Origin of the sequence: Persicimonas caeni, from assembly GCF_006517175.1 — a bacterium.
GTDB lineage: Bacteria > Myxococcota_A > Bradymonadia > Bradymonadales > Bradymonadaceae > Persicimonas > Persicimonas caeni.
The window spans coordinates 1187908-1200000 of record NZ_CP041186.1; the positions used below are offsets into that span (position 1 = coordinate 1187908).

A 12093-nucleotide genomic window follows, 5' to 3' on the forward strand; every position below is an offset into this window, starting at 1 on the left:
ACCCTGCAAGGCCACTGCCCTCGAACACCTACCGAATCCCCTCCACATTATCCTCCCAATTGCGCCCGTCGAACGGCGTGATCTCGAGCTCGCCGATCTCCACGCCCTCCAACGCCCGCACGTTCACGTCGACGTCGTCCGGATGGCTGCGCGGCGTATAGAAAGGATGGACGCCGCAGGTCCGGCAGAATTTATGGACCGCCTGCTTCGTTCCGAAACGGTATTCGCTGATCGCATCGTCGCCCTGGAGCAGCCGAAAGTGCTCGGGCGGGACGATCAGGTGTAAGAAGCCCTTTTTGGTGCAAATGGAGCAGTTGCAGTCGAGGATCTCGGCCGCGCCGAGGTCGACGTCGATTTCGAAGCGAATGCGACCGCAGTGACAGCCGCCCTCGTAGGTTTGTAGAGTCATGTATCGGGCTTGGGACAAGGGTCTGAACAATGGTATGAGAGGGCAAGGTGCTCCTCCCCGCGGTGTTTAGCCGGGGGGAGGTGTCGCGCGTTCGAGCGCGACGGAGGGGCCCCGTCAGCAAGCAAGGGATCTCATGATGAAACTCATTTGGCCAGCAGTCCTCCTGACAACCATTCTCCTGACGGCCTGCGACAACAGAGTCGAGCCGCCGTCGGCCGAAGAACGCCAGGCGATCTTGAAAGACGCCCCCGAGGTCTTCGCCACCCGCGACGATCACGCCACACTAAAGGGTATCGAGACGCTCTACCTGGGACAGCCCAAAGACGACGCCCTCGACGCCCTCGCCGAGTTCTGCCCCAAGACGATGGAGTATAAGGGCGGCGACTTTGCCCAGAACGCCTGGTTCCGCGGCTGCGTCTTTCGTGAGCCGCGCGGTGCGCTCATCTCGGTACGCGTCGGTTTCTGGCCCAAGCTCGACGACCAGGTGGCCACCCTCGAGGTCAAACGCACCGACGTCAAACTCGAGGCCGTACGCGAGCGATTCCGCGACTTCGTCGACGAGGTGACCTTCGACGTGCCCCGCGCGGGCATCCTCGAGATGCGCTCGGAGAAGTATCAGATCCACGCCGACATCGATGAAGGCGCGGACGGTCCCACGCATATCACCATGGGCTACACCCAAAACTGGGCCGAAAAGCTCGAAAAGCAGTGAGCCTCTCCGAGAGCAACCGAGATCTGCTGCCGACGGCGCGTCGGTTGTTCGGCACGTTGGCCGGCACGTTAGCCGGCCTTGGCGACGCCGAGCTGCGCCCGCTCGACCGAGGGCTCTCGGCCGACCTGTTCACGGTCCACCCGGAGCCCAGCGCAGCACCCGCTGCCGTCGTCAAGTTGCAGCGCGGCTTCGCCGGCAAGGTCTGGGCCGAAGCCGGCGCCCTCGCCTTCCTCGCCGACAAAGAGATCCCCGACGTCCCGCGCCCCCTCCTCGCCGAGCCCAAACACGACCCGCCGGCGCTGGTCCTGTCGTGGGTCGGCGACGCGCACGCCGCCCGCGTCGAACTCGACCGGCTCGACGAGCCTGCGCTCACAGAGTTCGCCCACGCCTTCGGCCGCTGGCTCGCCGTGCTCCACCACCTCGAGGTCCCCGCCGGCGACGTCAAGATGTCCTCCGACCCCCTCGCCCTCCCCGACCGCCTGCTCACCCAGGCCGAAAACGCCCTGAAGCGCTTCGAACGCGACTTCGGCGAGCGAGAACCGGACCTTCTCGACCTGCTCGAACGCGGCCTGCGTTGGCTCGACGCCCACGCCGCCTCGCTGCTGCCGGGCGACACCCCGCGCCGCATGATCCACCGCGACCTGCGCGCGCCAAACGTGCTGGCCGACGCCGACCACCGATTCTGCGGCGTCGTCGACTTCGAGCACGCCGCCGCCGCCCACCCCGCCTGGGACTTCGCCAAGCTTCGCTGGTGGTGGTTCGACCGCCTGCCCGCCCTCGAAGCGCCCTTTCGCCAAGGCTACGAAAGCAAAAGAGCCTGGCCGGACCGTGACGTCCGCAGGCTCTTTCGCATCTTCGAGGCGACGACGCTGGTCGCCTATTTTTGGGAGCGCCACCCGGTCTACCCGGGCCAGGCACGCCTGCAACTTGCCGCCGAGCTCGACGACGAGCCGCGTCCGCGGTGGCGCTGAATTCGGAGGCTCGGAGGCGCTGAATTGGGAGGCGCTGAATTGGGAGGCGCTGAATTGGGAGGCGCTGAATTGGGAGGCGCTGAACGCTGGAGCGCTAAAGATTCATCTGAAGTTCGCTGAAAACGCTGCAGAAGGCAGCCCCATTGGCAACCTGTCGGCACACCTCGACGTTGGATTCTACAGCGCCTTCCGCGCACAATCAGATGAATCTCCAGCGCCTTAGCGTTCCGCGACTCGCTGCTTCCGAGCCCTCCGAGCCTCCGAGCCTCAGCGCCTCCGAGCCTCAGCGCCCTCAGCTCTGAGGCGCCCGAAGAGCTTCGCGATGGACGCCGACCAAACCCGACCTTCTCCAAAGTCCTTCGCGATGGTCTCCCGATCGACCTCCGCCTCACAAAAGTCCTTCGCGATGGTCTCCCGATCGACTTCGGCCTCACAAAAGACCATCGCGATGGTCTCCCGATCGACCTCGGCCTCAAAAAAGATCATCGCGATGGCCTCCCGATCGACCTCGGCCTCACAAATGTCCTTCGCGATGGTCCGGTCACGAACCCGAGCCGCAAAAAAGACCATCGCGATGGTCTTCGACCAAACCGAGGTGGCCGGCGAGTCTATCGCGATGGTGTCGGCTGCGACCGGAGTTTCGTCGAGCATCATCGCGATGGTTCGCGACACGACTGCGGTCACAAAAAAGTCCATCGCGAAGGACCGGCGCGCGCCTCAGGCTCGCGCGGCATCTTCGCGATGGACTCGGGAGTGAATCGGGTTGGGCCAGCGGGCTTACGCCTCGGTCGGCTCGGGATCGACGTCGGTGTCGACATCTACGCCCGGCTCGTCGGCGTCGTCGAGCGGCGCGCCGCCGTCATCGTCGACGGGTTCGCCGGTGTTCGGGTCGACGTCGGGCATGCTGCCATGGCGCTCGTAGTACAGCGCCGCGCGCTCCTGCTGGTCGGCGTACTGCTCGAGCAGCTTGTCGAGGATGTCGGGCTCTTCGCAGTAGTCGGCCAGGATGGTCACAAAAACGCGGTTGAACGCCTCGGTGAACTGCGCTTCGGCAGCCTCGACGTCGCTGTGCTCGACCTGGTCGCGGTTGCGCACGTCGAGCTGGCGGCTGAACTTGGCGTTGAGCCGGTCGAGCTGGTCGACGAGCACCGTCAGCCCGCAGGCGGCGACGTGGTCGGCGAACGGATCGCGCAGCAGCTCGAGCATCTCGGTGACCGTTTGTTGCTGCTCCTCGAAGGTCAGCCCGCTGACCGGGCGCACCCCGTTGGCAAACAGGGCCTTGCGAAGGGCGCGGGCCTTCTTCTGGATGTCCGGGGCCTCGTCGTTGCGGGCGAGCGCGCCCAGCGAGGTGTCCATGCTCGTCAAGGTGTTGTCGATGATGGCGTCGGTCTTGCGCGCGCCGCTTCGGCCCTGGCTGACCGAATGGTCTTGGTTGCGCCAGCGGAAACGCAGCGAGCGCGCGTTGCGGCCGAGCTCGCGCGCGTCGGTCGCGCGCTTTTTCAGGCGCGGGTTGGGCGTCTGCAGCGTGTCGAGTTGGACGATGATATCGAGGATGATGAACAGCAAGCTGCTCGGCTTGAGCTTGTAGCCTGCGACATGAGGTGAGACGACGACTTCCGACATAACTCGGTTCTCCTTTCTTGCAAAAAGGACAATCCCCCACTGCTCGGGATCGTCGGTCACGCGGCGAACGAAGCGCTCCGGGCTGCCGCGAAGTCCCCGGGCGCGGTGTTGATGGTGCGAATGCAGCTAGTTTGCCGCAATGGAGCAACGGAGGCAAGGAACGTTCGAGCGTGATTAGCCCCACAAAAAAAGCGCCCCCAGCGTTCGCTGGAGGCGCTTCCATCATCTCGACGATGCAGCCGAAGGCTACTCGACCGTCTCGATGTGATAGCGGTAGCCCTGCTCGGTCAAGAAGAGCTGGCGCTTATTCGAGTAGTCCTGCTCGGTGGTGTCGCGGGTGACCACGCTATAAAAGTGCGCCTCGTTGCCGTTTTCCTTCGGCCGAAGGATGCGGCCCAGACGCTGCGCCTCTTCTTGGCGGCTGCCGAACGTTCCCGAGACCTGAATGGCCACGTTGGCGTCGGGCAGGTCGACCGCGAAGTTGGCGACTTTGCTGACCACGAGCACGGGGACCTCGCCGCTCCTGAACTTTTTGTACAGGACGTCGCGGTCGGCCTGCTTGGTGCGGCCGGTGATGATGGGCGCGCCGGTGAGCTCCTGGATGTCGTCGAGCTGGTCGAGGTACTGGCCGATGATGAGCACCTGGTCGTCGGTGTGCTCCTCGAGCAGATCTTCGATGACCTGCAGCTTGGCCGGGTTGGTCGCGGCGAGCTTGTACTTCTCGCGCGGCTCGGCCAGCGCGTAGGTCAGGCGCAGGTCGTCGTCGCGGAAGGGCACGCGGATCTCTTTGCACTGGGCGGTCGCGATAAAGCCCTTCTTCTCGAGCACGCGCCACGGCACGTCGTACTTTTTGGGGCCGATGAGGCTGAAGACCTCGTCTTCTTTGCCGTCCTCGCGCACCAGCGTGGCGGTCAGACCGAGGCGACGCCGGCTCTGCAGGTTGGCCACCGCGCGGAACACGGGCGCCGGAAGCAGGTGGACCTCATCGTACACAATCAGGCCCCAGTTCGACTCGTTGAACAGACCGAAGTGCTTGAACTCGTCTTCTTTGCTCTTGCGGTAGGTCAGGATCTGGTAGGTCGTGATCGTCAGCGGCTTGATCTCTTTGTTGTCGCCCGAGTACTCGCCGACCATGTCCGGATCGATATCGGTCTTGTCGATGATCTCGTCTCGCCACTGGCGAAGGGCGGTGACGTTGGTGGTGAGCACGAGCGTGTGCTCTTTGACCACGTCCATGGTGCCGATGGCCACGATCGTCTTGCCCGCGCCGCAGGGCAGCACGATGGTGCCGCTACCGCCGCGCTCGGTGCCGCCGGCCCAGAAGGCGTCGACCGCCTCGCGCTGGTAGTCGCGCAGGCCGAAGTCTTTGCCCTGCAGGGTCGTGTCGCGCAGCGCGATGTCGAGCGGGTCGCCCTCCACGTAGCCCGCCAAGTCCTCGACCGGGTAGCCCACCTGGATGAGCGCGTGCTTGATGAAGCCGCGCTGGTCCTTGGTGACCTTGACGCGTCCGTTGCGCACATCGCCGTCGATAAACGGCTCGACGCGGCGCTGGCGCACGACTTCTTCGAGCAGCGTCAGATCTTCGGAGACCAACCAGTGATCGCCGGCGTCGGAGATGAGCTTGATGCGCCCATAACGCGACATGAAGTCGTTGATGTCGAAGATGAGGTTATCCGGCACCTCATACTTGCTATACTTGGTCAGCTGATCTTTGACTTGTTCGGGCGTATAACCCAGCGCCGAGGCGTTCCATAGCGACAGCGGGGAGATACGATAGGTATGTATATGCTCCGGGGATTTGACGATCTCCGCGAACACGGACAGCGCATCGCGCGCTTCCTCGAACTTGTCATTGGCCGTCTCGAGCAAAACGGTCCGGTCCGATTGGACAATGAGCGGATTCGACGGATTGTACGACATCTATGGAAACCTTGTTGGGAAGGAGGAGAGCGGATTTTCTTGTCGAGTGGCCCTCAGCGGACACATTGTGTAAACAGAAATTCAGCAGCCCTCGCTGCGAGGCGCACAAACTAGTGCAACGATTGGCAGATGGCAACCGTTGCGGTTCTACGGTCTGTCCCGGTAAATCAACCCCTATGATCAATCCGTTAAAAGAAGTCGAGGTCAATCGGTTCGTGTTGCGCCACCCTCGGGTCACCGAGGCGCTGGCCGACATGTGTATCGCCCAGATCACAGATATCCACCTGGGTCGCTGGGTCAAACCACGTCACCTGCTCCAGATCGTCGAGTTCGTCAACGAGCACGAGCCGCATCTGGTCGCGTTGACGGGCGATTATGTCGGCTACAACACCGACGATATCGCCCCCTGCATCCAGACGCTGGGCGAGCTCGAGCCGCCGACCTACGCCGTACTCGGCAATCACGATCACTGGGCCAGCACGGAGCAGACCCAAAACGAGTTCGAGCGTGCCGAGATTCCCCTGCTGACCAATGAGCGGGTGCGCTTTGCTCACGGGGACACCGAGATCACCGTCGTCGGCGTCGACGACCACGTCACTCGCCACGCCGACGTCGAAGCCGCCTTCGACGGCCACGAAGACGAGGGCTTCTGCCTGACGCTCAACCACGTGCCCGCCGTCGCCCCGGCGTGCGCCGAGAAGGGCTCGCACCTGATCTTGAGCGGCCACACCCACGGCTTCCAGTTCAACGTGCCCGGCGTCACCCACAAGATCGCCGAGTCCTTCGGCACCGAGTACTACGCCGGGCCCTATCGCCTGGGCGAGAGCTACCTATATATCAGCAGGGGGCTCGGCTCGGCGTCGTGGCCGTGGCGCATCCGCGCCAAGCCAGAGATCACCTTCTTCGACCTGCGGCCGAGCAAGGAGATCCATCTGGAGTTGGTGGAGAGTGAGACGATGAGCGTCAAGCACCGTCCCTGAGGCAAGAACGAGAGGCAAGAACTACGGACGCACCTCGAAAGAGACCTCGGCGCGTGGGTCGATCGTCTTGTCGACCGCCGCGCGCGCCTTGAGGATCCAGTGGCCGCCCTCCTGGGTGTAGACGGCATCCTCAGGGATATGCAGCACGATGGGGATGACGAACTCGTAATCCGCCGGCAGCTTGATGTCCTGGGCGACCTCGGCGGTCTTGACGAAGTCTTGCCACTCGCCGTCGCGCTGGACCTGCCCTTCCAAGCTGATCGTCACGTAATTGATCTCGCGGGCCTTCTTGGGGCAATGCAGCGTGGCCCAGGCTTCGAGCTCGTAGCCGGCTTTGATCGCCTGCTTACCCAAGCTCAAGTCGAGGCCGAGTTCCCCACCAGTGATGGTGTTGATACGGCCCGTGAGAAATTTGAGGGTTTCACTAAGTTTGATCTTGGTCATAGCGCGGAATCAATCCCGGAACATCATAGCCCGAACAACACAACCCCATTCACAACAAAACAAGGCAGGCTTTTGGGCAGTGTACCAAAATTGCGCCGGTTTCAAATCCCGCATTGAAATCTTTGGTTCGTGCGCGCTGGCTGATAGATTGGGGCCAACCGATGCCGTCTTCCCGCCAAGGGTTGCCCTGGATGACTTCAAGCAGTCGAAACAACCGTCTCGTGCTCGCCGGGCTCCTCGCCCTCGCCGCGGCCACCGTGGTCGTCGTGTTCGTGATGATGAATGCGGACGACGACGAGCCCACGGCGCCCACGCCCGCCGAGTCGCAGCACAAACCCGCGCCGCTCACTGCGTGGCAGGCGTCTGATGACGCCCGGACGGTCGACGTGCGCGTCGATGACGCCACCGGCCCCACCCTGCAACTGGAAGGCGCAGATCCGATCACACTCACCCCGACGCTGATCTCGCCGCGCGCGATGTCGTTCGAGTGGACGAGTTGGGAGGTGCATCGTGGCCAAGACCACACGCTTGTGGTCGGCGAAGGGTCGGCAGGAAAGGCAACGCTCAGCGCGACGTGGAGCTTCTTCGACGGCAACCCCCAGGCCCACCTCGCTCTGGCGATCACCGCCCTTCCCGCGGCGCACTTGGCCGACGAAATCACCCTGGCGGTGTCGTTTCCGTCGGGTGAACTCGCCTTAGTGTCTACGTCCCAAGCCGACGCAGCAGTCTCCGGTCCCGCAGGCGTGGCTCTCCCTGCAACCTGGCGCGGCGGCGAGCAGACGTTGACCTACTCGAATTTTAGCGGCCCCCGCGTCTCGAAGGACGACTCGACCAACACTTTGCAATTCGAGTTGTGGCAAAAGGCAGGCAGCCGCCAAGACATCGACTGGTCCGATTGCATCGAAGCCCCGGCCGATCTCACCGTCGATTTGGAGCTCGACCTGACCGTGACCGTCGGCAGTCGCGCTACGGTGTCACGCTGGCCGCTGCCCAATGCCCAGGAGGCGGTGCTCGTGCCCGTCTTTGACGTCGCCTCGCACCACCCGGACGCGCAGGTCGCCCAGGGCGTGGCCAAATACGCCGACCGGTGGCTGTGGCGAGCGCGCACGCTGCTGTATGGACATTCGTCGCCCGAAGACCCGCGCTATGGCACCGGCGGGCTGTTGGGGCATGGGCTCGGCGGCACGCTGGTCGTGCCCGAGACGTTCGTCGCAGACGAGGCGATCCAGCAACTCGCCGCCGAGCTCGAAGGCACACACGCCGAACTTGCGCCGCGCTCGGCAGTGGTCGAGGGATACACAGGGAGCAGCCGCCTAGTGTCGAGCCCGAGCTGCAGCAAACTGATCGAGTTGTCCCGGGCCGGCGTTCCCGCCGTCATCACCGGAAGCTCGAACGATGCCGCGTTGGCCGATATCGGCTTCAACACCGGGCCCCCGGGACTGACCACGACGGTCGGTCCGGTGCAACTCGACGGCAGCCGAAAGACGCTCCTCGCCCAGGGGATGTCTCCCGAGAGCCTCGAGCCGATCTGGAAGAGCGGACAGACGGCAACCTTCGTCACCCCGTTTGTAGCGACACGAAACCCGCTCATCGGTGCGTTCAAAGAGGGACTGCTCGTCCCCGAGCGGGACGGCCACTGGACTGTGGCGCCGGAGGTGGCCGGCGCGATGACGAATCTGGAGCTATGGCGAGAGGAGACCCCCCTGCTCGTCACGAGCCTCGGCGCCGCCGCCGGCCATGCCGAGCGGATGCGTGGGGTGCGGTGGTGGTGGAGTGAAAAAGGCGAGGTCGAGTTATACAATCCGCACGGCGAGCCCCTGCACGGCGCAACCTTCAAGGTTTGGCCGAGCGAGACTGGCGGGTCGAGCACCACGCTGCACCTGAAGCCGGGCCGCAACTCCCTCGACGTGGGGGCTCCCACGGGCGAGGAGAGAGAGGGGCTAGAGCCCCCCGGGCCGGTCGACTGGCAGTTCGCAGGCGGCCAATCAGCCGACTAAAAGTCAGCCGACCAGTGAGACGTGGTCGATCTTGAGGCAGCGGTCTTGGACGACCGCGATCCCCGCCTCTTCGAGTCGACGCGCAGCCTCGTCGTTGCGAATGCCGAGTTGCAGCCAGACGGTCTTCGGAGGTGGGTCCATCGCCAGAATCTCGTCGACGTGGTCGCCAACAAATTGGGAGCGACGAAAGACGTTGACCATGTCGACGGGACGGTCGATCTGATCGACCGAGTCGTAGACCTCCAGGTCGTCGATTCGGTCGAGCGTCGGGTTGACCGGCACGATCTCGTAGCCGGAGCGCTCCATATACTTCGGCACGCTATAAGCGGCCCCAGAGCGCTTCATCCCGATCACCGCGATACTCTTGGTCGACTCGAGAATCTCACGCAACTTTTCGCGCTCATTCGCCATAGTGGCCCGTCCTCGCGAGGCTATCGCGCAATCGACTCAGTGATGATGGTGGTCGCCGGTGTGGGCGTGACCGTGATCGATCTCCTCTTCGGTCGCCTCACGCACGTCGACCACTTTGCCGGTAAAGTGCAGGCGCTTTCCTGCCAGCGGGGCGTTACCGTCGAGCACGACCTGGTCGCCGGCGACCTCTTTGACGAAGAAGACCATGCCTGCCCCCCCTTCCTCGGGGATGAGCTGGATGGGCAGCCCGGGCTTCAGGTCGAGGTCCTCGGGGAACTCGTCCTTGGAGACGCGCTGCTGGAGGTTCGGGTTGTACTCGCCGTACGCCTCTTCGGGCTCGAACTCCACGTCGAACTCGTCGCCCGGCTCGAAGCCGCTCAGCGTATCCTCGAGACCGGGGATAATATTTCCGTGCCCGTGGAGGTAGTAAAACGGCTCGCCTTCTTCACGGCGCTCGAGCTCCTCGCCTTTGCCGTCGCGAAGAATATAGGTGACACCGACGACTCGATTCTTGAGAACTTCCATGGTTGGTCCTGTTAAGGGGTTCGCCTCTGATTAGCGTTAATCGCGCTGCGGCGAAGCAGTGATGCGTTCGCGCACGCGGCGGATTTCGTACTCCGAGCGCGTATCTTGGGGGACCTCGTCGGCGAATGCAATCGTCTCGCGGGCCTCGTCTTTGCGCCCCAACTCCCAGAGCAACTCGGCTCGACACGCTAAAAGCTCTCCCTCACGCCGGGGCACGTCGGTGACCGCGGGCGCAAAGGCCTGTTCGAGCAGGGCGAGCGCCTCGGTCAACTCCTCGTGCGATGCCCCGAAGCGCAGAGCGCCGAGCACCTGACAGAGACGGACGCGTGGATTGTCGGACTTGGCCCAAAGGCCCTCCTCGATCGACTCGTCGAACTCGCCACGCTTGCCCTCTCGAACCGCCAACTCCGCACGACAGCCTAGAAGGTATGCACGCGCCCCCTTCGGACGAGTGAGCTCGGCGGCCGCCTCGTAGGCTTCGTGGCACTGGATGAGGTTCTCCTTCCGAAGCGCCACCTCCATACGCCAACGCGCGATATTGACGGCTTGCGCGCCTTTGTCGGGTTTGGCATAGCCCGCCGAAAGCGTCTCGTATGCGCGCTCGTATTCTCCCCGCACAACCAGCGCGCGTGCGAGGTTCACCCGATGGATCAGTGCTTCTTTGCGGCCACGCATCAAGTTGCTGCTCAGACGTGCCGAGCAATAGTCGATCGCTTGGTCGACTGCGCCACGTTTCAGCAACCAGGCCCCCAGATGGGTTCGAAGATACAGGTGAGACAACAACAACACGTACGGGACGATAAGAAGAGGGATCGCTGCAGGCACGAAGAAATCGGCCCAATCCTGCCACTCGGGCTGGAATGCCAGATAGACGCCCACGAAATACCCAAGCGAGCAAGCCAAGCCAAGCGCGCCCAGAAGCGATACGAATTTTGGGTAAAGCCGTTCGAGCACGTATGCCTCGTTGCCGACGCTCCATCGGTGCTATGTTGCCAGAGCCACTGTGACCCGATGTGAGCTGATCAGTTGGGCCGTGATGATATATGGTGTTGATGAACTGTCGAGAGGCCACCGGCGCTCGCGTTCTCTGCTACCGCCACGATCGCGCTGATCGACACCATAACTTGAATAAGTCCACGAACTGCGAGGCTCCCCATGGCTGCCGACCCGAAGGGTACGACCGAAGCCGAAACTTCCGAGAATCTCTTAGTACACTTCGACGCCATCGAGGCGGCGCGCGAGCGTATCCGCGATTCAATTCACGTCACGCCCTGCCACAAGAGCGAAAACCTGAGCAGTCAGCTCGGCTGCCAGGTCTTCTTGAAGCTCGACAATTTGCAGCGCACGGGCAGCTTCAAAGAACGCGGCGCGGCCAACAAGCTGATGACCATGCCCGAGGAAGAGCGGCGCCGCGGTGTCATCGCCTCTTCGGCGGGCAATCACGCCCAGGCGGTCGCCTACCACGGAACCAAGCTCGGCATCGACACCAAGATCGTGATGCCCGAGGGAACGCCGCTGGTCAAAGTCACGCGCACCAAACGCTTTGGTGGCAAGGTCGTCCTCCACGGCGCAAACTACGACGCGGCCTACGCCCACGCGATGGAGCTCGCCGAAAAGGAAGGCCGCGCCTTCGTACACCCGTTCGACGACCCGGCCATTATCGCCGGCCAGGGCACACTTGGCCTCGAGGTGCTCGAGCAAAATCCGTATCTCGACGTCGTCCTCGTCCCCATCGGAGGGGGCGGACTCGTCTCGGGCATCGCCGCCGCGCTCAAGCAGACCAACCCCAAGATCCGCGTGATTGGAGTCGAGCCGGAGGTCCTGCCCTCGATGCAAGAAGCGGTCAAAAAGACCTTTCCCTTCGAGATGCCCGCCGCTCAAACGCTGGCCGACGGTGTCGCCGTACGCAAAGTCGGCAAGATCACCCACGCCAATGTGAGCAAATACGTCGATGAGATTGTCACGGTCGACGAAGAGGAAATCGCCAACGCGATTCTGGTCTGTCTCGAGGAAGAGAAATTCGTCGTCGAAGGCGCCGGTGCCGCTCCCGTCGCCGCCCTACTCGCCGGAAAGGTCGACAACATCCAGGGCAAGCGTGTCT

13 protein-coding genes (1 of these 13 only partly in view) are annotated in these 12093 nt (G+C 63.4%); 5 read left to right on the plus strand and 8 right to left on the minus strand.

What is annotated here, in order from left to right:
• Window positions 1-28: 28 nt before the first annotated feature.
• Window positions 29-409 carry a GFA family protein gene (locus tag FIV42_RS04440; protein ID WP_141196511.1) on the minus strand — a complete coding sequence of 127 codons (381 nt, stop codon included), beginning with the start codon at window positions 407-409 and terminating at the stop codon, window positions 29-31.
• A 136-nt stretch (window positions 410-545) separates the two neighbouring features.
• Here FIV42_RS04440 and FIV42_RS04445 point away from each other — a divergent pair, with 136 nt between their 5' ends.
• Together FIV42_RS04445 and FIV42_RS04450 are read left to right on the plus strand one after the other, a co-directional pair.
• The gene (locus FIV42_RS04445) at window positions 546-1121 is read left to right on the plus strand and encodes a hypothetical protein (RefSeq protein ID WP_141196512.1); all 576 of its coding nucleotides are present in this window, start codon (window positions 546-548) and stop codon (window positions 1119-1121) included.
• Window positions 1118-2092 carry a phosphotransferase family protein gene (locus FIV42_RS04450; protein WP_168210405.1) on the plus strand — a complete coding sequence of 325 codons (975 nt, stop codon included), beginning with the start codon at window positions 1118-1120 and terminating at the stop codon, window positions 2090-2092. The genes FIV42_RS04445 and FIV42_RS04450 overlap by 4 nt, the downstream gene beginning before the upstream one ends.
• Before the next feature lie 267 nt (window positions 2093-2359).
• Here FIV42_RS04450 and FIV42_RS04460 read toward each other — a convergent pair whose 3' ends face one another.
• The 3 genes from FIV42_RS04460 to FIV42_RS04470 form a co-directional block, all read right to left on the minus strand.
• A complete protein-coding gene (locus FIV42_RS04460; RefSeq protein ID WP_141196514.1) occupies window positions 2360-2776 on the minus strand; it encodes a hypothetical protein in 417 nt (138 codons plus the stop codon).
• A 93-nt stretch (window positions 2777-2869) separates the two neighbouring features.
• Window positions 2870-3715 carry a DUF6261 family protein gene (locus FIV42_RS04465; protein WP_141196515.1) on the minus strand — a complete coding sequence of 282 codons (846 nt, stop codon included), beginning with the start codon at window positions 3713-3715 and terminating at the stop codon, window positions 2870-2872.
• 246 nt (window positions 3716-3961) lie between these two features.
• Entirely contained in the window at window positions 3962-5635 is a 1674-nt protein-coding gene (locus FIV42_RS04470) for a DNA repair helicase XPB (RefSeq protein ID WP_141196516.1), read from the minus strand.
• Between the two features lie 176 nt (window positions 5636-5811).
• Here FIV42_RS04470 and FIV42_RS04475 point away from each other — a divergent pair, with 176 nt between their 5' ends.
• Window positions 5812-6615 (plus strand): metallophosphoesterase, encoded by an 804-nt coding sequence (locus tag FIV42_RS04475; protein ID WP_168210406.1) that lies wholly within the window; start codon window positions 5812-5814, stop codon window positions 6613-6615.
• 21 nt (window positions 6616-6636) lie between these two features.
• On the opposite strand, the gene FIV42_RS04480 is transcribed toward FIV42_RS04475, so the two are convergent.
• Window positions 6637-7059 (minus strand): sporulation protein, encoded by a 423-nt coding sequence (locus tag FIV42_RS04480; RefSeq protein WP_141196518.1) that lies wholly within the window; start codon window positions 7057-7059, stop codon window positions 6637-6639.
• 191 nt (window positions 7060-7250) lie between these two features.
• Between FIV42_RS04480 and FIV42_RS04485 the strand changes: the two genes are divergently transcribed.
• Window positions 7251-9056, plus strand: coding sequence for a hypothetical protein (locus FIV42_RS04485; protein WP_141196519.1), 1806 nt, complete (start codon window positions 7251-7253; stop codon window positions 9054-9056).
• A 3-nt stretch (window positions 9057-9059) separates the two neighbouring features.
• Here FIV42_RS04485 and FIV42_RS04490 read toward each other — a convergent pair whose 3' ends face one another.
• Genes FIV42_RS04490 through FIV42_RS04500 form a run of 3 tightly spaced genes read right to left on the minus strand, consistent with a single transcriptional unit; the run spans window position 9060 to window position 10946 of the window.
• Window positions 9060-9467 (minus strand): CoA-binding protein, encoded by a 408-nt coding sequence (locus FIV42_RS04490; RefSeq protein ID WP_141196520.1) that lies wholly within the window; start codon window positions 9465-9467, stop codon window positions 9060-9062.
• A 36-nt stretch (window positions 9468-9503) separates the two neighbouring features.
• Complete coding sequence (locus FIV42_RS04495; protein ID WP_141196521.1) at window positions 9504-9992, minus strand: FKBP-type peptidyl-prolyl cis-trans isomerase; 489 nt, start codon at window positions 9990-9992, stop codon at window positions 9504-9506.
• 36 nt (window positions 9993-10028) lie between these two features.
• Window positions 10029-10946 carry a tetratricopeptide repeat protein gene (locus FIV42_RS04500; protein ID WP_141196522.1) on the minus strand — a complete coding sequence of 306 codons (918 nt, stop codon included), beginning with the start codon at window positions 10944-10946 and terminating at the stop codon, window positions 10029-10031.
• 201 nt (window positions 10947-11147) lie between these two features.
• Here FIV42_RS04500 and FIV42_RS04505 point away from each other — a divergent pair, with 201 nt between their 5' ends.
• Window positions 11148-12093, plus strand: partial view of a threonine ammonia-lyase gene (locus FIV42_RS04505; RefSeq protein WP_141196523.1) — the 5' portion only. The gene runs 320 nt beyond the window's last position; 946 of the gene's 1266 nt are visible here — the first part of the coding sequence; it begins with the start codon at window positions 11148-11150; the stop codon falls past the right edge of the window.

What these genes read in the sequence shown, in the direction of transcription:
- FIV42_RS04465 (WP_141196515.1), bottom strand. Translation starts at nt 3,715, where the DNA reads ATGTCGGAAGTCGTCGTCTCACCTCATGTCGCAGGCTACAAGCTCAAG.
- FIV42_RS04445 (WP_141196512.1), top strand. Translation starts at nt 546, where the DNA reads ATGAAACTCATTTGGCCAGCAGTCCTCCTGACAACCATTCTCCTGACG.
- FIV42_RS04495 (WP_141196521.1), bottom strand. Translation starts at nt 9,992, where the DNA reads ATGGAAGTTCTCAAGAATCGAGTCGTCGGTGTCACCTATATTCTTCGC.
- FIV42_RS04490 (WP_141196520.1), bottom strand. Translation starts at nt 9,467, where the DNA reads ATGGCGAATGAGCGCGAAAAGTTGCGTGAGATTCTCGAGTCGACCAAG.
- FIV42_RS04440 (WP_141196511.1), bottom strand. Translation starts at nt 409, where the DNA reads ATGACTCTACAAACCTACGAGGGCGGCTGTCACTGCGGTCGCATTCGC.
- FIV42_RS04475 (WP_168210406.1), top strand. Translation starts at nt 5,812, where the DNA reads ATGATCAATCCGTTAAAAGAAGTCGAGGTCAATCGGTTCGTGTTGCGC.
- FIV42_RS04470 (WP_141196516.1), bottom strand. Translation starts at nt 5,635, where the DNA reads ATGTCGTACAATCCGTCGAATCCGCTCATTGTCCAATCGGACCGGACC.
- FIV42_RS04480 (WP_141196518.1), bottom strand. Translation starts at nt 7,059, where the DNA reads ATGACCAAGATCAAACTTAGTGAAACCCTCAAATTTCTCACGGGCCGT.
- FIV42_RS04485 (WP_141196519.1), top strand. Translation starts at nt 7,251, where the DNA reads ATGACTTCAAGCAGTCGAAACAACCGTCTCGTGCTCGCCGGGCTCCTC.